The organism is Mesorhizobium sp. P2_E10 (assembly GCF_056404235.1).
In genome coordinates this window covers 104,449-126,072 of sequence record NZ_JBFUEK010000006.1, presented here as the reverse complement: position 1 = coordinate 126,072, position 21,624 = coordinate 104,449, and the positions used below count along the sequence as shown (strand labels likewise).

At 63.6% G+C, this 21,624-nt stretch carries 24 protein-coding genes; 14 read left to right on the top strand and 10 right to left on the bottom strand.

Annotated features, from left to right (window positions below; genetic code table 11):
• The first annotated feature begins 44 nt into the window (after positions 1-44).
• Positions 45-1,295, top strand: coding sequence for a glycoside hydrolase family 5 protein (locus tag AC1D0N_RS17795; RefSeq protein ID WP_477246114.1), 1,251 nt, complete (start codon positions 45-47; stop codon positions 1,293-1,295).
• Here the strand turns inward: AC1D0N_RS17795 and AC1D0N_RS17790 are convergent.
• From AC1D0N_RS17790 to rcdA, 5 genes are all read right to left on the bottom strand, one after another.
• A complete protein-coding gene (locus tag AC1D0N_RS17790; protein ID WP_477246112.1) occupies positions 1,292-2,203 on the bottom strand; it encodes a metallophosphoesterase in 912 nt (303 codons plus the stop codon). The genes AC1D0N_RS17795 and AC1D0N_RS17790 overlap by 4 nt on opposite strands.
• A gap of 134 nt (positions 2,204-2,337) precedes the next feature.
• Positions 2,338-3,375, bottom strand: coding sequence for a Holliday junction branch migration DNA helicase RuvB (gene ruvB / locus AC1D0N_RS17785; RefSeq protein WP_477246110.1), 1,038 nt, complete (start codon positions 3,373-3,375; stop codon positions 2,338-2,340).
• Between the two features lie 43 nt (positions 3,376-3,418).
• On the bottom strand, positions 3,419-4,039 hold the full coding sequence (ruvA, locus tag AC1D0N_RS17780) for a Holliday junction branch migration protein RuvA (RefSeq protein ID WP_477246108.1): 621 nt from the start codon (positions 4,037-4,039) through the stop codon (positions 3,419-3,421).
• Positions 4,040-4,049: 10 nt separating this feature from the next.
• Positions 4,050-4,559 (bottom strand): crossover junction endodeoxyribonuclease RuvC, encoded by a 510-nt coding sequence (gene ruvC / locus AC1D0N_RS17775; RefSeq protein WP_477246106.1) that lies wholly within the window; start codon positions 4,557-4,559, stop codon positions 4,050-4,052.
• 205 nt (positions 4,560-4,764) lie between these two features.
• A complete protein-coding gene (gene rcdA / locus AC1D0N_RS17770; RefSeq protein ID WP_477246104.1) occupies positions 4,765-5,295 on the bottom strand; it encodes a protease adaptor protein RcdA in 531 nt (176 codons plus the stop codon).
• A 552-nt stretch (positions 5,296-5,847) separates the two neighbouring features.
• Between rcdA and AC1D0N_RS17765 the strand changes: the two genes are divergently transcribed.
• A complete protein-coding gene (locus AC1D0N_RS17765) occupies positions 5,848-6,399 on the top strand; it encodes a DUF2269 family protein (protein ID WP_477246102.1) in 552 nt (183 codons plus the stop codon).
• Between the two features lie 43 nt (positions 6,400-6,442).
• Here AC1D0N_RS17765 and AC1D0N_RS17760 read toward each other — a convergent pair whose 3' ends face one another.
• Complete coding sequence (locus AC1D0N_RS17760; RefSeq protein ID WP_477246100.1) at positions 6,443-7,213, bottom strand: sulfite exporter TauE/SafE family protein; 771 nt, start codon at positions 7,211-7,213, stop codon at positions 6,443-6,445.
• Positions 7,214-7,306: 93 nt separating this feature from the next.
• Positions 7,307-7,759, bottom strand: a complete 453-nt coding sequence (locus AC1D0N_RS17755) for an Lrp/AsnC family transcriptional regulator (RefSeq protein WP_477246098.1) — start codon at positions 7,757-7,759, stop codon at positions 7,307-7,309.
• Positions 7,760-7,889: 130 nt separating this feature from the next.
• On the opposite strand from AC1D0N_RS17755, the gene AC1D0N_RS17750 reads away from it, so the two are divergent.
• From AC1D0N_RS17750 to AC1D0N_RS17705, 10 genes are all read left to right on the top strand, one after another.
• Positions 7,890-8,795 (top strand): DMT family transporter, encoded by a 906-nt coding sequence (locus AC1D0N_RS17750; protein WP_477246096.1) that lies wholly within the window; start codon positions 7,890-7,892, stop codon positions 8,793-8,795.
• Between the two features lie 111 nt (positions 8,796-8,906).
• Positions 8,907-9,482 (top strand): PH domain-containing protein, encoded by a 576-nt coding sequence (locus tag AC1D0N_RS17745; RefSeq protein WP_477246094.1) that lies wholly within the window; start codon positions 8,907-8,909, stop codon positions 9,480-9,482.
• 85 nt (positions 9,483-9,567) lie between these two features.
• The gene (locus AC1D0N_RS17740) at positions 9,568-10,215 is read left to right on the top strand and encodes a thiamine phosphate synthase (RefSeq protein ID WP_477246092.1); all 648 of its coding nucleotides are present in this window, start codon (positions 9,568-9,570) and stop codon (positions 10,213-10,215) included.
• Complete coding sequence (locus tag AC1D0N_RS17735; RefSeq protein WP_477246090.1) at positions 10,187-11,263, top strand: tetratricopeptide repeat protein; 1,077 nt, start codon at positions 10,187-10,189, stop codon at positions 11,261-11,263. The genes AC1D0N_RS17740 and AC1D0N_RS17735 overlap by 29 nt, the downstream gene beginning before the upstream one ends.
• Before the next feature lie 127 nt (positions 11,264-11,390).
• Positions 11,391-11,957, top strand: coding sequence for an elongation factor P (gene efp / locus AC1D0N_RS17730; protein ID WP_477246089.1), 567 nt, complete (start codon positions 11,391-11,393; stop codon positions 11,955-11,957).
• Between the two features lie 86 nt (positions 11,958-12,043).
• Positions 12,044-12,844, top strand: coding sequence for an inositol monophosphatase family protein (locus tag AC1D0N_RS17725; protein ID WP_477246087.1), 801 nt, complete (start codon positions 12,044-12,046; stop codon positions 12,842-12,844).
• A 115-nt stretch (positions 12,845-12,959) separates the two neighbouring features.
• Positions 12,960-13,652, top strand: a complete 693-nt coding sequence (gene trhA / locus AC1D0N_RS17720; protein WP_477246085.1) for a PAQR family membrane homeostasis protein TrhA — start codon at positions 12,960-12,962, stop codon at positions 13,650-13,652.
• A 164-nt stretch (positions 13,653-13,816) separates the two neighbouring features.
• A complete protein-coding gene (locus tag AC1D0N_RS17715) occupies positions 13,817-14,839 on the top strand; it encodes a MotA/TolQ/ExbB proton channel family protein (protein ID WP_477246083.1) in 1,023 nt (340 codons plus the stop codon).
• 1 nt (position 14,840) lies between these two features.
• On the top strand, positions 14,841-15,869 hold the full coding sequence (locus AC1D0N_RS17710; RefSeq protein WP_477246081.1) for a peptidoglycan -binding protein: 1,029 nt from the start codon (positions 14,841-14,843) through the stop codon (positions 15,867-15,869).
• A gap of 248 nt (positions 15,870-16,117) precedes the next feature.
• Positions 16,118-16,537: a hypothetical protein gene (locus tag AC1D0N_RS17705; protein WP_477246079.1), complete on the top strand. Its 420-nt coding sequence runs from the start codon at positions 16,118-16,120 to the stop codon at positions 16,535-16,537.
• Between the two features lie 69 nt (positions 16,538-16,606).
• Here the strand turns inward: AC1D0N_RS17705 and AC1D0N_RS17700 are convergent, their stop codons facing one another.
• On the bottom strand, positions 16,607-16,960 hold the full coding sequence (locus tag AC1D0N_RS17700) for a DUF1304 domain-containing protein (protein WP_477246077.1): 354 nt from the start codon (positions 16,958-16,960) through the stop codon (positions 16,607-16,609).
• Positions 16,961-17,115: 155 nt separating this feature from the next.
• On the opposite strand from AC1D0N_RS17700, the gene AC1D0N_RS17695 reads away from it, so the two are divergent.
• A complete protein-coding gene (locus AC1D0N_RS17695) occupies positions 17,116-18,603 on the top strand; it encodes a carboxypeptidase M32 (protein WP_477246075.1) in 1,488 nt (495 codons plus the stop codon).
• A 23-nt stretch (positions 18,604-18,626) separates the two neighbouring features.
• On the opposite strand, the gene AC1D0N_RS17690 is transcribed toward AC1D0N_RS17695, so the two are convergent.
• Positions 18,627-20,429 (bottom strand): ABC transporter transmembrane domain-containing protein, encoded by a 1,803-nt coding sequence (locus AC1D0N_RS17690; protein ID WP_477246073.1) that lies wholly within the window; start codon positions 20,427-20,429, stop codon positions 18,627-18,629.
• 216 nt (positions 20,430-20,645) lie between these two features.
• Here AC1D0N_RS17690 and rpmE point away from each other — a divergent pair, with 216 nt between their 5' ends.
• Positions 20,646-20,867: a 50S ribosomal protein L31 gene (rpmE, locus tag AC1D0N_RS17685; protein ID WP_006327661.1), complete on the top strand. Its 222-nt coding sequence runs from the start codon at positions 20,646-20,648 to the stop codon at positions 20,865-20,867.
• A gap of 83 nt (positions 20,868-20,950) precedes the next feature.
• Here rpmE and AC1D0N_RS17680 read toward each other — a convergent pair whose 3' ends face one another.
• A complete protein-coding gene (locus tag AC1D0N_RS17680; RefSeq protein WP_477246071.1) occupies positions 20,951-21,586 on the bottom strand; it encodes a TetR/AcrR family transcriptional regulator in 636 nt (211 codons plus the stop codon).
• Between the last annotated feature and the right edge of the window lie 38 nt (positions 21,587-21,624).

Sequence of the window (21,624 nt, the reverse complement as noted above, 5' to 3'; positions counted from 1 at the left end):
TTTGGCCCTGACGGGGCACCTGCTTGTGGTGGCGCAGCTACCCGATGGCACTGTTGACGACGATGATCAAGACCTTGATGGCGGCACTGCTTCTACTGGCCGGTGTGGTCGTGCCGGGCCACGCCGCGAGCTTTTCGATGAAGCGCGGCCTCAACCTCGACCAGTGGACGACCTGGCCAAGCGAGGACAAATGGAGCGATCCAGGGGCCATCCTGCCCTATCCCGAATGGCGCAAGTTTGTCAGCGAGAACGACCTCAAGGCACTGAAAGACGCTGGCTTCGATTTCCTGCGCATGCCGGTCGATCCGTCGCCCTTCCTGTCCGACCAGACGCCGGCGCTGCGCGACGACCTCTATGCCAGCGTGCTGGACTCGGTACGCATGATCAACCGTGCGGGGCTGAAGGTGATCGTCGACATGCACCTGATCCCGTCCGGCGCCAGCCGCAAGGTCGGTATGGGCGAGGTGATGGACGATCCGCAAACCTTCGACGCCTATGTCGAGATTATCCGCAAGATGGCCCACACGCTGGCCGCAGAGGATCCCACGAAAGTCGCCTTCGAACCGATGAACGAGCCGATCGTCGACTGCGACAGCGACGGCACCAGCCTGTGGCCGGATCGGCAGAAAAAACTGTTCGCAGCGACGCGTGCTTCGGCCACCCGGCTGACGCTGATCCTGACCGGCGCCTGCTATTCCAACGCGGCGTCGCTGACGAAGATCGATCCGAAAACGATCCCCGACGACAACGTCATCTGGACCTTCCACTCCTACGATCCGTTCCTGCTCACCCATCAAGGCGCGACCTGGGCCGGCGATTTCATTCCCTATGTGACCGGCCTGCCCTATCCGCTGACAGCGGTGCCGCGCGCCCAGCTCGACGTGACGCTCGACACCATCCGCGCCAGGATCAAGGCCGACGCGCCATGGGCGCGGCGGAGCGGGTTGCTTGCTTATCTCGACGAGCAGGTTGCCGCCCTGGATACGAAAGAAAAGCTGCTCGCGGCGATGGACGCGCCGTTCACCCTGGTTGAAGCCTGGGCAAAGGCCAACGGCATCAAGCCGGAAAACATCACGCTGGGCGAGTTCGGCATGATCCGCCAGGAATACGGCAATGCCTATGTGATGCCGGCCGAGTACCGGGCTGCCTATGTCAAGGATATGGTCGCCCGCGCCGAAGCGCATGGCTTCTCGTGGTCGGTATGGAGCTACGGCGGCGCCTTCGGCATCGTCGACGCTTTCAACGGCGACAAAGCCGAACCGAACGTGATGGACGCGATCAAGTCCCTTCACTAAGCGTTTAAGGCGGAACCGAGATCGATCTGCAGGATTTCCGGGCGCATTCCAAAGCGCACCGGCATGATGCTGAAGCCGAGCCCGCCGGAAACGATGAGATGGCGGTCGTGCTCGACGACATGGCCGTAGGCAAAGCGGTTGCCGAAGCGGGACGGCACCACCGGCGAATAGCCGAACAGCCGTACTTGGCCGCCATGGGTATGGCCGGAGAGCGTCAGCGAAACCCGCCATGGCACGTTCGGAAATATGTCCGGCTCATGCGCGAGCAGGATAATCGGCGCGTGGTCGCTCACCTTCGCCAGCGTACCGTCGAGGTCGTCCAGGCCCTCGAATGCGCTGCGCCCTTTGCCCGGTCGCAAGGCGAGTTGATCGGCAAGCCCGGCGATCCAGAAGTCTTGCCCGTCCTTCTCCAGCCGCACGGCGTCGTTTTCCAGCACGGGAATGCCAACGTTCTCCAGCGCCTTGCGCGCCACTGTCGGCCCGACTCCCGCTTGCTGGGCGGCAACATCCCACCACCAGTCGTGATTGCCGAGGATCGACAGCGCGCCGAGCGGAGCCTTGAGGCCGGACAGGGCGGAGGCCCATTGGGGCGCTTCCACCTGGTCCGTCACCAGCGGCATACCCGAAATGTAGTCACCGAGCAGAACGATCAGGTCTGGCTGCAGCGCATTGGCCCGCTCGACCAGCGAAGCGATCCGCTCGGGTGTCATCCAGGGCCGGCAGGCGTGGATGTCGGCCAGCGCGACAATGCGCAGCTTCAACCCGGCAGGCCAGTGCGGTGGCGTCAAGACATAGCGCTTCACATGCGTCAAAAGCATCGGCTCGATGCCGACCGCATAGGCGCCGAGCGAAGCGACCGACAGGAACGAACCCCCGACGATTTTCAGGAACCCGCGTCTGGTGATCATTGCTCAACTCCGGCACTTGATTGGCGCAATCCGCACCGACACCGCCAAGCTCGTTAAAACTAAGCAATGCGCCGGCAAGCCGGCGAAGGTTAGGAGATTTTGCGCAGGACCGAAGCCGGCGGCAGAAATATTGGTTACTCTTCCTGGAACAGGCTGATCTGCTGCTGCGCCAGATCCTTCGGCGCGTCGAGGCCGAGATGCCGCCAGGCATTGGCGGTCAGCACGCGGCCACGCGGCGTGCGCTGGATGAACCCCTGCTGGATCAGATAGGGCTCGATAATGTCCTCGATGGCGTCGCGCGGCTCCGACAAGCCGGCGGCGATGGTCTCGATGCCGACCGGTCCGCCGCCGAAGTTGCGGGCAATCATCGAGAGATAGCGGCGGTCGAGCGCATCGAGGCCAAGCGCATCGACCTCCAGCCGCGTCAGCGCCTCGTCGGCGATCTGGCGGCCGACATGGCCGTCACCGGCAACACTGGCGAAATCGCGCACCCGGCGCAGCAGCCGGCCGGCGATGCGCGGCGTACCGCGGGCGCGACGGGCGATCTCAAGCGCGCCATCGTCGCCGAGTGGCATTTGCAGGATGCGGGCGCCACGGCGCACGATCTGCTCCAATTCCTCGACCGAATAGAAATTGAGCCGCACCGGAATGCCGAAACGATCCCGCAGCGGATTGGTCAAAAGCCCGAGCCGCGTGGTCGCGGCAACCAGGGTAAAACGGGCGAGATCGATCTTGACCGAGCGCGCCGCCGGCCCCTCGCCGATGATCAGATCGAGCTGGAAATCCTCCATCGCGGGATAGAGGATTTCCTCTACAGCAGGATTGAGCCGGTGGATCTCGTCGATGAACAGCACGTCGCGGTCTTCGAGATTCGTCAGCAATGCCGCCAGATCGCCGGCCTTGGCGATGACCGGCCCGGAGGTCGAACGGAAATTGACGCCGAGTTCGCGCGCCATGATCTGCGCCAGCGTCGTCTTGCCGAGACCTGGTGGCCCGACGAACAGCACATGGTCGAGCGCCTCGCCGCGGCCCTTGGCGGCCTCGATGAAAACCTTGAGATTGGCCCGCACCGCCGCCTGGCCGACAAACTCGCCAAGCGTCTGTGGCCGCAGGGTCTGCTCGGCATCCTCGCCGCGTTTTTCCGGAGCAATGAGGCGTGGCGAAAGGCTCATGCGACCTTCCTCGCATAGCGCTGGGAACGGGACAAGCCACGCCTCACCGCGCCAGTTCCTTCAGCCCGAAGCGGATCAGCTTCGAGGCGTCGGCATCCTCGCCGGCGGTCTTCAGCGCTGCCGCCACCGCATTGGCTGCCGTGTCGCGCGAATAGCCGAGATTGACCAGCGCCGAGACGGCATCGGTGATCGGCGCCGGTGCGACGCCTTCGCCGAGTTCCTGCTTGAGGCCGATGGTGCCCGAGGCGGAACCGGCATAAGCCGGCGCCTTGTTCTTCAATTCGGTGACGATGCGCTCGGCCACCTTCTTGCCGACGCCGGGCGCACGGCTGACCATGGCGATGTCGCGCAGCGCGATGGCATTGGCGAGATCGGTCGGCGCCAGCGTCGACAGGATGGCCAGCGCCACCTTGGCGCCGACGCCTTGCACATTGCTCATCAGCAACCGGAACCACTCGCGCTCCAGCACCGACTGGAAGCCATAGAGCCGCAGCATGTCCTCGCGCACATAGGTCTCGATGAACAGCACCACCGCCTCGCCGGGCGCCGGCAACGCCGCCAGCGTGCGCGCCGAGCAATAGGCGACATAGCCGACGCCATGCACGTCAACGAGGCAGAAATCCTCGTCGATCTCGTCCAGCGTGCCTTTGAGCTTGCCGATCATGGGCGATCCCTCATGCCAGCGCCGCCATCCTGTAGGCGACGCTCTGCCGGTGGTGCGCGTGGCAGATGGCGATGGCTAGCGCATCGGCGGCATGCTCGGTGTCGAAAATGGCTTTTGGCAGCAGCACCTTCACCATCATATGGATCTGCTTCTTGTCGCCATGGCCGACGCCGATCACCGCCTTCTTGACGGCGTTGGGCGCATATTCGGCAACCAGAAGTCCGGCCCGCGCCGGCACCAGCATGGCAATGCCGCGTGCCTGGCCGAGCTTCAGCGTCGCCACCGCGTCCTTGTTGACGAAGGTCTGTTCGACCGCCGCTTCGTGCGGCATGGCCTGCTGCAGGATGTCGGCGAGCCCGTCATGCAGTTGGCACAGCCGCGTCGCCAGCGCCGCCTTGTCGTCGGACCGCACGGTGCCGGAGGCGATGAAGCGCAAGGAGTTGCCGAGGCTCTCGACGATGCCCCAGCCGGTGCGCCTGAGCCCCGGATCGATGCCGATGATGCGAATCGCTTCCCCCATACGCCGACTTTACCTCCGGCGGACAGCGATGCCAGCGAAATGTGAACAAACCAGAAACAACGAACAGGCTGTTTGAGAATTCGCTCTGAGGAGACAGATGGCGCGGTTTTCGAAAACCGAAGCGGAACGCACATAAGTATGTGAGCATCGGAAGCGCAGAAAACCGCGTCAGATGGCCGTCAGAGTAGAATCATAAAGCAGGCTGTCAGCCGCGGGCGAAAGCCGTGTTGAGCAGCGTGATCTGGTCGGAAACCGGATTGGCGCGGCGGCCCATGGGCGGCGTGTCGACCATCGTGCCGCCGTAGATTTCCTCGTCCATGCGGCGCACCAGCGCCTGCAGCCGCAACGAGCGGGTGACGAGGTCAAGGAAATCCTTGGGCAGTTCGCTCCAGCCGGCCGCTTCATCATGCGCAGAAGCGGTGTCGAGACGCACCTTGGATTTTTCGGAAGCGACCTGGTCGCGGGTCATCTCGCCGGAGTTCGCGGCCCGCTGCAAAAGCAGCCAGGAGGCGACTTGCATCAGCCGTGTGGTCAGCCGCATCGATTCGGCGGCATAGAGCGTCGCCGCCAACCTTGACAGCTTCTTCGCCTCGGCCCGGCCCTTGCCGTCGAGATATTCTGCCGCTTGCTCGACCAGGCCCATACCCTCCTGGTAGAGCGGCTTGAAGGATTGGGAGAAAACCCGACGTTCCGCCAGTTTGATGGTTTTCGCAACGCCCTTCGAAGGCTCGTTCATTGGAGACGCCCCTGCTACCCGCTGGCTGATTCGGCTTCATCGCCGTCCCGCCTGCACCCTAAATGACTGAAGCTTGAAAATGCGCTTCGTCACCGGTGAAGGCAAGCACATGTTTAACAAACGGTTAACGCCGCCGCCGGTGCCGGACGACCCCGGAAAAGCGGACAAAAAAAGAGCCGCGGATAAGGCGGCTCTCAGGAGTTTAACAGGGAGGCGTCAAACGAAGTGGCTCCAACCACTCGGTAAGAATCCAGATAACTGGATGAACGTAGTAAACGCCCGTAAAGCTTAATGAAGCCTTAACGGAGCGGATATTTTTCGATCGAGCGCCACCCTTCTGTGCCGGAACAGCACAGCTGCTCCGGTGCCCGGAATCGCGTCAGGACCCTCACACACTCCCTGCCATTTCGGCCACGCTTGCTGAACGCCGAAACAAACCGGCTGCCCACGCGACATCGTTGCGAAACACGCGCCGCGCTAAACGCCCGCTCCTCGAACCCACGCAGCGCAACCCCAGCGTTGCCCGCAATCAAAAAATCAAAGGAGAGAACCATGGACTGGTACTCGATCGTCAAGTTTCTGCACATCGTTTCGGCGACCCTGTGGGTCGGTGGCGGTTTCGTCCTGTTCCTGCTCGGAGTGATGGCTGAGCGCGCTGGCAACATCGAGGACAAGCTGCAGGCGATGCGCGCCAGCGGACAGTTGGGCGGTCGTTTCTTTGCACCGATGTCGATGCTGACACTGCTCTTCGGGCTCGTCATGTGCAGCTTCTGGGTTGGCTTCACCGACCTGTGGATCCTGATCGGTCTCGCCGGCTATGCCACGACCTTCTCGATCGGCATGTTCATCTTCAAGCCGACCGGCGAGCGGATGGGCGCCATGATCGCCAAGGATGGCGTAACGCCCGCCGTTCTCGCCATCGGTCAGCACATGATGAGCGCGGCGCGCTTCGACTATGCGGTGATGCTGGTGATCGTCGCCGACATGGTGCTCAAGCCGACCGCGCACGACATCGGCGTTCTCGCCGGCATGGTGCTGGTGATCATGGCGGGCGCGGTGCTGGCTTTCAGCGGCAGCCGCCAGTTGGTGCCGAGCGCAGCCTGAGGCCATCGGATGATGCGAGCGGCCTGCAAGGCAGCCGCTTGCATCACATAAGCCCCACGATCCCGTCCCACAGAAGCTTGACCGCCACGACGGCCACGGTCGCGTAAGTGAACGGATAAAAGACCTCCGGGCGCATGCGCCGCACCAGCCAGGCGCCGGCGATGGTCGCCAGCGGCGCCAGCGGCATCAGCACGGCGGAAGCCGTCAGATTGGCGGTGTCGAATTGGCCGAGCGCGAAATAGGGCACCAGCTTCAGCGCATTGGTGGCGGCAAAGAAGATCGCCGACGTCCCCGACAGCACCTTCGGATCGAGCCGGATCGGCAGCGCATAGACCTGGAAGGGCGGGCCGCCGACATGGGCGACGAAGCTGGTGAAGCCGGCGACGGTGCCCCAGAAGGCGGCAGCGATGCGGTTGGGGGCAGCCGCATGATCGGCACCGTGACGGAACTGCAGATAGAGCCAGCGCAGCACGAAAATCAGCGCCACCGCGCCGACAATCAGCCGCACCATCTCTTCGGTGACGAGGGCTGCCGTCAGCCAGCCGAGGCCGATTCCGATCACCGCGCCCGGCATCATGTCGACCAGCATCTTGCGGTCGTAGACGCCCCACCATGTCCACACCGAAACGATGTCCATCAGGCACAGGATCGGCAGCAGGATAGCGGCGGCCTGCACCGGCGGCATGGTCAGCGCCATCAACGGTACGCCGACAAAGCCGACGGCGCCGCCAAAGCCGCCTTTCGACAGACCAACGAGAATGACCGCCGGAATGGCGGCGGCATAAAACCAGGGATCGGCGAGCAGACCTGACATGGGGAGGGAGGTTGGAGGGAAGACGTGAATTCTGGAATAGACCAGAAATGGTCGCGCCGCGACTGCAAATATCGCGCGGCGCGCCAGCGCCCGTCACATATTCGGCATAGGCGCCAGCGGCGGCGGGCGGCGGCGGATCGGCTGCCCCTTGATGATGGCGGTGCTGGTCTCGGCCTTGTCGGCGATGCGGTCGAGAATCTGGTCGAGATCGCCGATCGAGCGCACGAACAGCCGGGCGACGAAACAGTCATCGCCGGTGACCTTGTCGCACTCGCCAAATTCCGGAATCTCCTCGATCAGCTTCTGCACGATGTGCAGCTTGCCCGGCAAAGGCCGGATGCGAACGATCGCCTGCAGCGTAAAACCGAGCGCCTGCGGATCGATCTCGATGGTGAAGGCGCGGATGACGCCGCGTTCCTCGAGCCGCCGAAGCCGTTCCGAGACGCTCGGCGACGACAACCCGACCTGGGCAGCCAGCTCCTTCAACGAGGTTCGTGAATCCTTGACCAGGATCTCGAGAAGCTTCCTGTCCAGCTCGTCCAGCACTTCTGTTCCTTAGGAGAAAACGCCATTTCCCTTATATAATAAGGCGACCTTCCCTATACGCCCCTTCGTGAACCATAGAAAGGGTCGATTAGGCATGAGAATATGAAACCTCAAACTGTTGAGGTTTCTGATGGACAACACGCTACGCGGCACGATCGAAATGTCCGCCGCAATGGCGATCCTGGGCACCATCGGCTGGTTCGTCGTGCTCTCCGGCCAGCCGATCATGGACGTGGTGTTCTGGCGCTGCGCTTTCGGTGCGGTAACGCTGCTGGTCATCTGTGCCGCCCTTGGATTGCTGCGCGGCAGGCTGTCGCTGCGCGTCATCGGCATCGCCGCTCTCGGCGGCGCAGCCATCGTCATCAACTGGCTGTTGCTGTTCAGCGCGTTTTCGCGTGCCTCGATCTCGATCGCCACGGCGGTCTACAACACCCAACCCTTCATGCTGGTCGGCTTCGGTGCGCTGTTCTTCTCCGAACGGCTGACCATCACAAAGCTGACCTGGCTTGGCATCGCCTTCGCCGGCATGCTGCTGATTGTGCAGGCCACGCCTGATGCAGGCGACGTCGGCACCAACTATTTCACCGGCATCGCCATGGCGCTGGGGGCGGCCTTCTTCTGGGCGGTCGCCGCCATTGTCACCAAGAAGCTCAAGGGCACGCCACCACACCTGATCGCACTCATCCAGGTTTGCGTCGGCGTCGTCATGCTCGCGCCCTTTGCCAATCTCACCCAGCTTCCCACCGATCCGTGGAGTTGGGCCATGCTGGTGACGCTTGGCGTCGTCCATACCGGCTTCATGTACATATTGATGTATGGCGCCATCCAGAAGCTGCCGACGCACCTGCAAGGCTCGCTGTCCTTCATCTACCCGGTGGTCGCGATCCTGGTCGACGTCGTTGCCTTCGGCCATCGGCTGCATCCCCTCCAGATCGTCGGCGCCACCGCCATCCTGATCGCCGCAGCCGGCATGAATCTCGGCTGGACGCTGTGGAAGTCGAAGTCGCCGACAGCGAATGCCCAGGCAAGCGGATAAATCACGACGCCGCCTCACAGCCGCGTGATCTTGCGGCAGACACGCTGCGGGATTTGCGCCGGACCCTGACTCATGCGATGAGCGTTTCAGGCGCATGCGACGGGTGGCGGCTTGGACAGCGTATCCTTTCAGAATCGGCTATTGCCTCGCGAGCGTATCTTGTGGACCGGATCTCCCGCGCAAGGTCTGCTGTTCGTACCTAGCGATGTATTTCTCATTCCGTTCAGCCTGCTTTGGTGCGGGTTTGCTATTTTCTGGACGGTCTCGGCGGCAAGGCAAGGTGCGCCATTCTTCTTCTATGCCTGGGGAGCGATGTTCGTTTGCATCGGGCTCTTCATGGTCTTTGGCAGATTTGCCTTCGATGCATGGTTGCGACGCAGGATCTCCTACGCTGTCACGGACAGACGCATTCTCATTATGCGGACCGCACCGTTTTCCAATTTCAGGTCGCTCGATTTGGAGCGCCTTCCCGATGTGCAACTGACCGGTGAGAAAGCGACACGAGGGAATTTGCGCTTCGGATCGGTGGCAACTCCCTTCGGATATCCAAGGATGGGCGGCTGGTTTCCGGCCCTTGACCCCGTCCCGCAATTTCTCGGGGTCGAAAGCCCGTCGAAGGTGTTCGATCTGATAATGAAAGCCAGCAGCGATATCCGCTCCGGTCATCGATCGCCCCCTGCTGGCTAGCAGCCTGTTCAATCCCTGTACTTTGCTCTATGCCGCAATCCAACCATCTTCGCCCGGCATAGGCGAAAACCGGGATCGAAGGCCTATGAACGAAGCAACACCTCCAAACCGCTGCCGCATCGTGCTGATCGCGCCGCCAGGCGTGTCGGCGCAAAGCATTACGGCGGCATTCGAAGGCGGCGACGTCGCCTCGCTGATCCTGCCCGAAAACGGCATGGACGAAGCCTCCTTCCAGGCCTTGGCCGAAGAGATCGTGCCGGTTGCGCAAGCGGCTGGCGTCGCGGTCATCATTGCCGGCGACACCCGCATTGCCGGCCGCGTCCAGGCCGACGGCATCCATGTCGAGGTTGGAAAGGCCGAACTTGCCGAGACGATCGGACATTTCCAGGCAAAGATGATGGTCGGCACCGGCGGCGCCAAGACCCGCGACGATGCGCTGGAGCTCGGCGAGTTGAGGCCCGACTACATCTTCTTCGGCCGCTTCGGCTACGACAACAAGCCGGAGCCCCACCCCCGCAACCTGTCGCTTGGACAATTTTGGGCGGACGTGATCCAGATCCCGTGCATCGTCATGGCCGGGTCCGATCTCGCTTCGGTGACAGCGGTGGCCGCCACCGGCGCCGAATTCGTGGCGCTGTCCAGCGCCGTCTTTGCCGAGGGCGTCGACCCGAAGACAGCTGTCGCCGGTGCCAACGTGCTTCTCGATGAAACCGCGCCGCGTTTCGAGGACTGAAATGTCCTCGCCAATGCTTCCTCTCCAGGCCCTGATTGCGGTCTTGATGATGCAGGGCGCCGCCACCGCCGCGCAGACCATTCCGCTACCGCAGCCCAAGCCAGACATCGGCGTGCACGTCGACAAACCCATCGACAAGCCGCTGCCACAGCCCGCCACCACCGCCGAACCGGCGCCGCTGCCGTCAGCCGACGCCATCAATCCCGACCGTTTTGGCGCCAAGCCGTCGGACCCGGCCTACGGCGCCTTTCAGCGCGGGCTTTACAAGACGGCCTACAACCTCGCTTTGACCCGCGCGCAAAATGGCGATCCGGCGGCCGAGACGCTGTTGGCCGAGATCCTGTCGCGCGGGCTGGGCGTGCCGCTCAACGCGGCGGAGGCCGCCAAGTGGTATGCGCTTGCGGCGGAGCAGGGCGTGCCGGAATCGCAATTCCAGTATGCGCTGATGCTGCTCGACGGCCGCTACGTCAAGAAGGACGAGAAAGAAGCCTACGCGTTGATGCAGGCTGCCGCCGAGGCCGGCAATCGGCTGGCGCAGTTCAATTTCGCACAGTTGCTGGTCGAGCAGGACCCCGGTGATGCCGGCATCGCAAAGGCGGTCTCCTACTATGAGCGGGCCGCCGCCACTGGCCTTGCCGATGCGCAATATGCGATGGCGCAGATCTATGCCAATGGCGCCGGCGGCAGGCCGCGCGACGACGCCCAGGCCCGCCGCCTGCTGGCGCAGGCCGCACGGCAGAATTACGACACCGCGCAGATCGATCTTGCCGCCTGGATGATCGAGGGACGTGGCGGCGCGCGCGACCTGAAATCCGCCTTCGGCTGGATGAAACAGGCTGCCGAGGGCGGCAATGTCGCCGCCCAGAATCGCGTCGCAAAACTCTATATGCAAGGCATCGGCACCGATCCGGATCTCATCCTCGCCGGCGCCTGGTACATCGTTGCCCGCCGCGCCGGGCTTATCGATCCTGAGATGGACGATTTCCTGCAAGGGCTGACCGACGACCAGACCAAGCAGGCGTTGCAGAGGGCAAACCGCCTGCCCTGACGCCTACCCCCTGGGCTACCCCCGACCTACCCCCTCTAGGCGGCCTCCCTTGCCTCTTCAGGCGATTTGTGGTCTTGGAGGCCGAAATTCGCAGCGGCGAACATCTCATTCCGGATCAAAAATCATCATGGCCAAGATCAATGGCAACGAAATCCGTCCCGGCTACGTCATCGAGCACGATGGCGGCCTGTGGGTGGCGGTGAGGACCAACACCGTCAAGCCCGGCAAGGGCGGCGCCTACAACCAGGTCGAACTGAAGAACCTCATCAACGGCACCAAGCTCAACGAGCGCTTCCGCTCGGCCGAGACGGTCGAACAGATCCGGCTCGACCTGAAGGATTTTTCCTTTCTCTACGCGCAGGAAGACGCGCTGGTGTTCATGGACACCCAGAGCTACGAGCAGCTCGAATTGAACAAGGACTTCGTCGGCGATCGTGCTGCGTTCCTGCAGGACGGTATGATGGTCACGGTTCAGCTCTATGAAGACAGGCCGATCGGCATTTCGCTGCCCGACTATGTGACGCTGACCATCACCGAGGCCGACCCGGTGGTGAAGGGGCAGACGGCCGCATCCTCCTACAAGCCGGCGGTGCTGGAAAACGGCATCCGCGTGCTGGTGCCGCCCTTCATCGGTTCGGGCGAGCGCATCATCGTCGACACCAACGAAATCACCTACGTACGCCGCGCGGACTGATGCATGTCGCCCAAAAGTGGCCCCGGTTTTGGGTCACCGACATGCATCGAAACAAAGCTTAAAGCGCAGCAGCAGGAAGAACAACGATGGCACGCTCCGCACTTCTCAACGTCATGGTCCAGGCCGCCATGAAGGCCGGCCGCTCGCTGTCGCGCGACTTCGGCGAAGTGCAGAACCTGCAAGTGTCGATGAAGGGGCCGGGCGACTATGTCAGCCAGGCCGACCGCAAGGCCGAGGACATCCTGTTTGCCGAACTGTCGAAGGCGCGGCCGGGTTACGCCTTCCTGATGGAAGAACGTGGCGCCATCGAAGGCGACGACGGCCAGCACCGCTGGATCGTCGATCCGCTCGACGGCACCACCAATTTCCTGCACGGCATTCCGCAGTTTGCGATCTCGATCGCGCTGGAGCGCCAGGGCCAGATCGTCGCCGGCGTCATCTACAATCCGGCAATGGACGAGCTCTACACCGCCGAACGCGGCGGCGGCGCCTTCATGAACGATCGCCGGCTGCGCGTCGCCGGCCGCACCAAGCTGGTCGACACCGTCATCGGCTGCGGCGTGCCGCATCTCGGGCACGGCCAGCACGGCAATTTCCTCGTCGAGCTGCGCAATGTGATGGCCGAGGTTTCCGGCATCCGTCGCCTCGGCTCCGCCTCGCTCGATCTCGCCTATGTTGCCGCCGGCCGCATGGACGGGTTCTGGGAAGTTGGCCTGTCGGCCTGGGACATGGCCGCCGCCATTCTTTTGATCCGCGAGGCCGGCGGCTTTGTCTCCGACATGGATGGCGGCCAGGACATGCTGGACGCCGGCTCGGTCGTCGCCGGCAACGAGGTCATCCACCGCGCGCTGTTGAAGACGATCAAGAAGCCGGTCACGCCGCGCTGAGGACCTTGGCGCCCAAAGGATCCCGGCGCGCTGAAGCGCCGCGGTCGCAAAACCGCAACCAAAGCTTGAAATACTGTCCGGCAAGCGCCCAGATAAGGGGGATGCAGGATCATTCATGACGGACGCGCGGCCAGAATCCCAGATTGAAATCCCTTTCGTGGGTCGCTGGCACTATTCGCGCGCCGAAATGATCGCCGACGGCATCGTCCATGCAGTGGGCATCGTGCTGGCGATATCGGCCGGTTCGGCATTGCTGGCGCTGGCCGCCTTCCATGCCGGTCCCGGCGAATATGTCGCCGCCGCCTTCTACGTGATTTCGCTGCTGACCGTGCTGTCGGTGTCGCTGGCCTATAATCTGTGGCCGGTGTCGTCACCGGCAAAATGGATCCTGAGGCGCTTCGACCATGCCGCGATCTACCTGCTGATCGCCGCGACCTACACGCCTTTCCTCGCCCAGCTCGACACCTCGCCGCTGGCCGTTTCGATGATCGTCCTGGTGTGGACCGCGGCGGCCATCGGCATCGCCATAAAAGTGCTGCTTCCCGGCCGCTTCGACAGGCTGGCGATCGTCTTCTATCTCGCCATCGGCTGGAGCGGTATCGTCGTGGCCAAGCCACTCGTCGAGACACTGCCGACGACATCGATCGCGCTCATCGTTGCCGGCGGCGTCGTCTATTCCTGCGGCGTCATCTTCTTCGCCTGGAAAGGCCTCCGCTTCCACAATGCGCTGTGGCACGGCTTCGTCGTCACCGGCGCCGGCCTGCATCTGGCCGCCATGGTCGACTGCCTGGTCATCAACCGGTTCTAGGCTCTCCGGCAATATTGCCAGGCGCCATTCAATTTGGTCACAATTCCGTTTAAAGTCGCGAATTACGTGATCGGCGGCACTGGAGCAGTTCCAGGGAAAGTGTGAGCGGTTTCCCGTTCGGAATTGCGTCAAGGCAAATAAAGAGCATCGGAAACGGGGCACGGATGGCTTTTCTCAGATCCTTCGGCATGGGCAGGCGTTCTGATGTCCTGATTTACGATCCGCACAAACTGTCGAGCCCGCAGGTCTTCGTGCTGACCATGGTCATCTTCCTGGCCATCGTCGCCTTCATCGCCGCCATCCTGACCCGCCAGATCTCGACCGCCTTCGGCAGCAATCCCGGCCTCAACGGCCTGATCGTCGGCGTGCTGGCGGTCGGCATCCTGCTCGCCTTCGCCCAGGTCGGACGGCTGTTTCGCGAAGTGCGCTGGGTCAATTCCTTCCGTGCCGGCTCCGAAACCACCGAACCGGTGCTGCTGGCGCCGATGAAGGCGATGATCGGCCGCTCGTCGACCGTGGCCTTCTCGACCAGTTCGATGCGCACCATGCTTGATTCGATCGCCACCCGCCTCGACGAAACCCGCGACACCTCGCGCTACCTTGTCGGCCTGCTGGTGTTCCTCGGCCTGCTCGGCACCTTCTGGGGCCTGCTCAACACCATCGGCTCGATCCGCGAAACCATCGAGTCGCTCGATCCCGGCACAGGCGACGCCGCCGCCGTGCTCGATTCGTTGAAGCAGGGCCTGTCGGCGCCGCTGGCCGGCATGGGCACCGCCTTCTCGTCCTCGCTGTTCGGCCTCTCCGGCTCGCTGGTGCTCGGCTTCCTCGACCTGCAGGCCGGCCGCGCCCAGACCCGCTTCTACACCGAACTTGAGAACTGGTTGTCCTCGGTCACTGATCTCTCGTCCGACATCGTCGTCGCCGATCCGGCCAAGACCGAATCCTCCGACGAGATCCGCGTGCTGTCGGAAAGGCTGCGCAGCATGCAGGAGAACGGCGGCTCCAATCCACGCGTTGCCACCGCCATGGCCAATCTCGCCGACGGCATTTCGGGTCTGGTCAAGAACATGCGCTCGGAACAGCAGATCATGCGCGACTGGGTCGAAGCCCAGTCGGACGAACAGAAGGCGATGCGCAATACGCTGGAAAAAATCGCCGACGCCCTGAAGAAGCCCGGGGTCCACTAACATGGCGCTCGCCAAGCGGCGCACCGATCGCCGCATCGACTACTGGCCGGGCTTTGTCGACGCGCTGTCGACGCTGCTTCTGGCGATCATGTTCCTGCTCACCGTTTTCGTGCTGGCGCAATTCCTGCTCGGCCGTGAACTCTCCGGCAAGGATACGGCGCTCACCCGCCTCAACTCGCAGATCAACGAACTGACCCAGTTGCTGGCGCTGGAGCGCTCGACGACGCAGGACAAGGATGATTCGCTCGCCAATCTGCAGGCATCGCTGTCTGCGTCAGAGGCGGAAAAGAGCCGGCTCGAACAGCTGCTGGCGCAAGGTGCGGGCGCCGGCGACGCCGCCAACCAGCGTGCCATACAGCTGGGCGGCGAACTCGACAGCCAGCGTCAGATCAGTCAACAGGCGCTGAGCCAGGTCGAGATCCTCAACCAGCAGATCGCAGCACTTCGCAAGCAGATTGGCGCGCTCGAAGACGCGCTCAACGTGTCGGAAACGCGCGACCGCGACTCCAACACCAAGATCGCCGATCTCGGCCGCCGCCTCAACGTCGCGTTGGCTCAGCGCGTGCAGGAGCTCAACCGCTACCGCTCCGACTTCTTCGGCCGCTTGCGCGAAATCCTCGCCGACCGCGAGAACATCCGCATCGTCGGCGACCGCTTCGTCTTCCAGTCGGAAGTGCTGTTTCCCACAGGCTCCGAAGAGATCAACGAGGCCGGCAAGGTCGAGATGAAGAAGCTTGCCGACGCCATCATCGAATTGCAAAAAGAGATCCCGCCGGAGATCAACTGGGTGCTGCGCGTCGACGGCCATACCGACAACAAGCCGCTGTCCGGCGCCGGCCGCTACCGCGACAATTGGGAATTGTCGACGGCGCGCTCGACCTCGGTGGTGAAATTCCTGATCGAGAACGGCGTGCCGGCCAACCGGCTGGTCGCCGCCGGCTTCGGCGAATTCCAGCCGCTCGATCCCGCCGACACCGAAGAGGCGCGCAACAAGAACCGCCGCATCGAATTGAAGCTCACCGAACGTTGATCCATCTTCACGCGATATCACGCGAATTTGTTTGCCGGCTCAACTCTAGGGCGCAGGCCTAGGCCGGCAAGGCCTGAAAAGATTATCTTTTTTTAATTACACTTTGCCGCAGAGCGCTCCTAGCGTTCGCCTTGGGCCGAGAACCGCCGGCGATGGCTCCCATCATCGCGACGCGACGGAACCGGACGGCCCGGACGGAAGCCTGGCGAAACAATCGCCTCCTTCCCCAGTAAGAGGAGGACGCAGCCATGCGCTCTTTCAACAGGACTGCAACTCTCACCGCACTTCTCATCGCCGTTCCGCTCGCCGGCGCCTACGCCGCCGGACACCACAAGGGCGCCCTTGACGAGGCTGCACCGACCGATTTCACCGGTCCGCGCGTCGCGGCACTGATCGATCAGGTGCAAGGCGTCGACAAGGGCATCGCCGACGCAAGGCAGGCGAACACGATCACGCCGGCCGAGGCACAAAGGCTGCACCAGCGGGCCGCCAATATCAGCCAGGCTGCCGAAAAAACCGCTGCCGCCGACCATGGCAGGATACCGGCAGCGCAATACGCCCAATTGCTGCACCGGCTCGACGATCTCGACCAGCGGCTGCTGAGCGACACCGGCAGCGGCTTCAACATGGGTGACGGCTCGGACGGCGGAAACTATCCGAACGGCTGACATCATCCAAGCAAGGACAAGGAAGGGACTGCCTGGCGCCTCGGGGCCGTTGCCCCGCAGGCGTCCTTTTTACCAGCCGAGCCACACCGCCAGCAGCGCCAGCACTGCCGGCACCGTCTGGATGAACAGGATTTTCCGGCCCACCGTCGCCGCACCATAGAGACCGGCGATGGCGACGCAGAGCAGAAAGAACAGTTTGATCTGGAACCCGGCGGCGCCGAGATAGAGGCCCCAGATCAGCCCGGCGGCGAGAAAGCCATTGTAAAGCCCCTGATTGGCGGCGAGCACTTTCGAAGCGCTGGCGAATTCCGGCGTCAGGCCGAAAGCCTTATGGCCGCGCGGCGTGTCCCACAGCACCATCTCCAGATAGACGATGTAGACATGGATCAGGGCCACCAGCCCGACCAGAATGTTGCCGATCATCTTGTCTCCCCTCTATCGCGGTCTTTTGCCGTCAGCCAGCATTCCACGCGCGCCATCACTTCCGCAAGTTGCATCGGCGAGAGCCGCCCTGAAGGGTTGCCAATAGCCGTGCGTTGGTATCTTTTCCCGCCGTCCAAACTCACCGGAAGCAGCCCATGTCCTTTCAGAAACTCGATGACCTCGGCCACAAGCTCGAAGCGCTGGAGCACGCGCTTGCCATCCTCGGCGCAGACGAGGCGACCCATATGGCCGTCGGCGGTGGCGAGAAGCGCGCCGAGGCGATGTCGGCCCTTGCCGGCATGCATCACCGACAGGCGACGGCGCCGGAGATCGCCGACTGGATTGCGGCGGCCGAGCAGGAAACGCTGAACGAGGAACAGCAGGCCGCGGTCAGGGAATTGCGCCGGCAATACACCAACCTGACCTGCCTGCCGGTGGAATTCGTCGAGCGGCAGACGGTCGCCCGGATGCGCTCGGAACAGCTCTGGCGCGACCTGCGCGGCAAGAACGACTGGGCCGGCTTCCTGCCGGCGCTCGAAGGCATCGTGGCGTTGGTGCGTGAGGAGGCGGCGCTGCGCGCCGACGTGCTCGGCCTCGATCCCTATGACGCGCTGATGGAGCAATATGATCCCGGCAACCGCGCCGCCGACATCACGCCGGTGTTCGCCGAATTGAAGACCTTTCTGAAGGGTTTTGTCCCTGAAGCGCTGGCGGTGCAGGAAGAGCGACTGGCGAAACGCCCGCAAAAACCGCTTTCAGGCAGCTATGCCATCGACAGGCAGCGCGAACTCGGCCTCGCCATGATGGCGGCGGTCGGCTTCGACCTCACCCATGGCTCGCTGTCTGTGTCGCACCATCCGTTCTGCGGCGGCGTGCCCAGCGACGTGCGCATCACCACCCGCTACAAGACCTCCGATTTCCTGTCGGCGCTGATGGGCGTGCTGCACGAGACCGGCCATGCGCTCTACGAGCAGAACCTGCCGAAAGCATGGGCGCACTGGCCGCTCGGCAAGGCGCGCGGCATGGCGGTGCACGAAAGCCAGAGCCTGTTCGTCGAAAAGCAGCTCGGCCGCAACCCAGAATTCTGGCGCTGGGCGCTGCCGGTGATCGAACGACATCTTGGCGAGAGTTGGACGCTCGACGACATCCTGCCGCATGTGCACCGGGTCGAGCGCGGCCTGATCCGCGTCGATGCCGACGAGGTGACCTACCCGCTGCACGTCATCCTGCGCTTCGAGCTGGAACAGGAACTGGTCTCGGGACGGCTGCAGGCGGCCGACCTGCCCGAGGCCTGGGACGCCAAGATGCGCGACTATCTCGGCCTGTCGACCATCGACAATCCGGCCGACGGGCCGATGCAGGACGTGCACTGGCCTGGTGCTGCCTTCGGCTATTTCCCGTCCTACACGCTGGGCGCCATGATGGCGGCGCAGCAATGGGCGGCGCTGACGAAGGACCATCCCTCTGTCGACGACGACCTTGCCAGGGGCGATTTCGCCGCCATCAACGACTGGCGCCGCAAGAAAATCTGGTCGCAGGGCTCGCATTGGTCGACGCCGGAACTTCTCGAACGCGCCACGGGCGAAAAGCTCAATGCCGCGCATTTCACCGAGCATTTGCGCAAACGATATGGGGACGCCTAGGCAAATAGGCGAAATGCGCATGCCTACTCCGCCGCGCCCCTGAACGCGCTGGCCCCGGTTTCGAACTGCAGCTTGGCCAGCCGCGCATAGATGCCGCCCTTGGCGACGAGGCTCTGATGGGTGCCTTCCTCGACGATGCGGCCGCCATCCATGACCAGGATGCGGTCGGCCTTCAGCACTGTCGCCAGCCTGTGGGCGATGACGATGGTGGTGCGGCCCTGCATCAGCCGCTCCAGCGCCATCTGCACCAGCGTCTCGCTTTCGGCGTCGAGCGCCGAGGTCGCCTCGTCGAGCAAAAGGATCGGTGCGTCGCGCAGGATCGCGCGGGCGATCGCCACGCGCTGGCGCTGGCCGCCGGACAGCGTCACGCCGCGCTCGCCGACCTGGCTGTCATAGCCTTTCTCGAGCTTGAGGATGAATTCGTCGGCCAGCGCATCTTTCGCTGCCGCCTCGATTTCGGCCTCGCTGGCGCCCGGCCGGCCAAAGCCGATATTGTCGCGCGCGGTCGCCGCAAAGATGGTGACGTCCTGCGGCACGATGGCGATGCGCGCCCGCACCGCTGCGGGATCGGCTTCGCGCACGTCGACGCCGTCGATGACGATGCTGCCGGTTTCGGGGTCGTAGAAGCGCAGGATCAGCGAGAACACCGTGCTCTTGCCGGCCCCCGAGGGACCGACGATCGCCACCGTCTCGCCGGGCTTGACCTGGAAGCTGAGGCCATGGACGGCGGCGCGATCGGGCCGGGCCGGATAGGAGAAGGACACGTCATCGAAGCCGATCGCGCCTTTCGCCGTCGCCGGCAGCGGCTTCGGATCGGCCGGCGCCTGGATGGCCGGTTTTTCAGCGAGGATTTCGGTCAGCCGTTCGGCGGCACCGGCCGCCTGGGCAAGTTCGCCCCACACTTCCGAGAGCGCGCCGAGCGCGCCGGCGGCGAACACCGAATAGAGCAGGAACTGGCCGAGCGTGCCCGGCGACAGCGTGCCGGCGAGCACGTCGCGCGAACCGAACCACAGCACCGCCACCACCGAGGAAAAGATCATGAAAATGGCGAAGAAGGTGAGGAAGGAGCGGGCAAAGACCGAGGCCCGCGCCGCATCGAACGCGGCTTCCACGGCAGCCGAAAAGTGATTGGTGACCAGCTTCTCATTGGTGAAGGCCTGCAGCGTGCGCACCGCGCCGATCTGCTCGCTGGCATAGGCCGTGGCATTGGCCAGCGTGTCCTGCGCCAGCCGCGACTTGCGCCGCACCGAACGGCCGAAAGCGACCAGCGGCAGCACGATCAGCGGAATGGCGGCAATGACCAGCCCTGACAGTTTCGGGCTGGTGACGACCATCATCGCTACGGCGCCAAGGCCAAGGATGACGTTGCGCAACGCCACCGAGGCGGTCGCTCCGACAGCCGACTTTATCTGCGTTGTGTCGGCGGCGAGCCGCGACACGATCTCGCCCGACTGGGAGGTATCGAAAAAGGACGGCGACAGCGTCGTGACATGGCGGAACACATCGCTGCGGATATCGGCAACAACGCGCTCACCCAGCGTGATGACGAAATAGTAGCGGCTGGCCGACGCCGCCGCCAGCAAGGCAGCCATCACCACCAGCATGGCGAAGTACTCGGCGATGAAGTTGGAATCGGAAGCCGAAAAACCGTGATCGATCATGCGCCGCACGGCCAGCGGCAGCGCCAGTGTCGTTGCCGCCGCGACGACCAGCGAGATGACCGCGCCGATGACCATTTTCCGGTAGCGGGCGAGATAGGGAAACAGGCGCCGCAGCGGCCCGAGCGAGCGCCGACGCTCGTCTTCCCCGCCGCTGATATCCGCCATGACCGTTTCCTCTGGCCGCTTCCGGGTGGGCGATTCAATATGCGCCTGCCACGGCCTTGTGATTCAATTCCGGCTGATGTATAGGCTCGCCGACCGTTTTAGAAGCCGTGGCTCCTCAATAGCTGCGGCTTCGAGTTTTAAAAAGGGGCGCATCGACGCAGGCTTTGCGCCCGTCGGCCGCTCGGCAAGCCACGAACAAAGCCCAGGATCAGAACAATGAAGACCGACATCCATCCCGATTACCACACCATCAAGGTCGTCATGACCGACGGCACCGAATACATGACCCGTTCGACCTGGGGCAAGGAAGGCGATACGATGAACCTCGATATCGACCCGACCACCCACCCGGCCTGGACCGGCGGCCAGCAGACCCTGCTCGACCGCGGCGGCCGCCTGTCGAAGTTCAAGAAGCGTTTCGAAGGCTTCGGCCTCTAAGCCACGTCGGCCTTGTCGCAGATCAAAAACCCGCCCTTGAGGCGGGTTTTTTGTCACCGCGCCTAAGGTTCAGCTTTCGCTCCCTACTCAAGCAGAAGCTCCCGCAACGCCATGCGCTTGTAGGCGGCGACCAGCCTGTCGCCCTCATCTCGCTCGACCGAGATCGCCAGCCGCATGGCGGCCTCGCCCATCTGCCAGATGAGAAATGCCGTGGTTTCCAGCGCCGCCGGATCGGCGGCCGGCCGCAGCCGCTTCAGCACCGCGGTGAGGAATTCGGCGTTGGCGCGGCTGTCGGCGAGTTCGAGTTCACGCAGCGCCTTGTCGGCCTGTGTGCCCGACCAGATGTCGCGCATGACGGGCTCGGCCAGAAACAGCCCGTAATAGATATCCACCAGCTCCGAAAACGCCCGCCGCAGGCCCTCGGCGTCACTGACATCGGCCAAAGCGGCCGCGATGCAGGCCTGGCTTTCGGCGGTATGGCGCTCTGCCAGCGCCCAGACGATCGCACGTTTGTCGGGAAAGAACTGGTAGAGCGAGCCGATCGAGACACCTGCCCTTTCCGCCACTTCGCCCATGCGCATGGCGTCGCTGCCTTGTTCGGCAATTAGCGCCGAGGCGGCGGCCAGCATGCGCTCGACCCGCTCGCGGCTGCGCTGCTGGCTCGGCGCCCGGCGCGGCGAGGCGATCTGTTCGTTGGCCGGTGGGGCGGTGCCTTCCATGACTGTCTCCAACAAACGCGCTCAGCTGAACCGCCGTG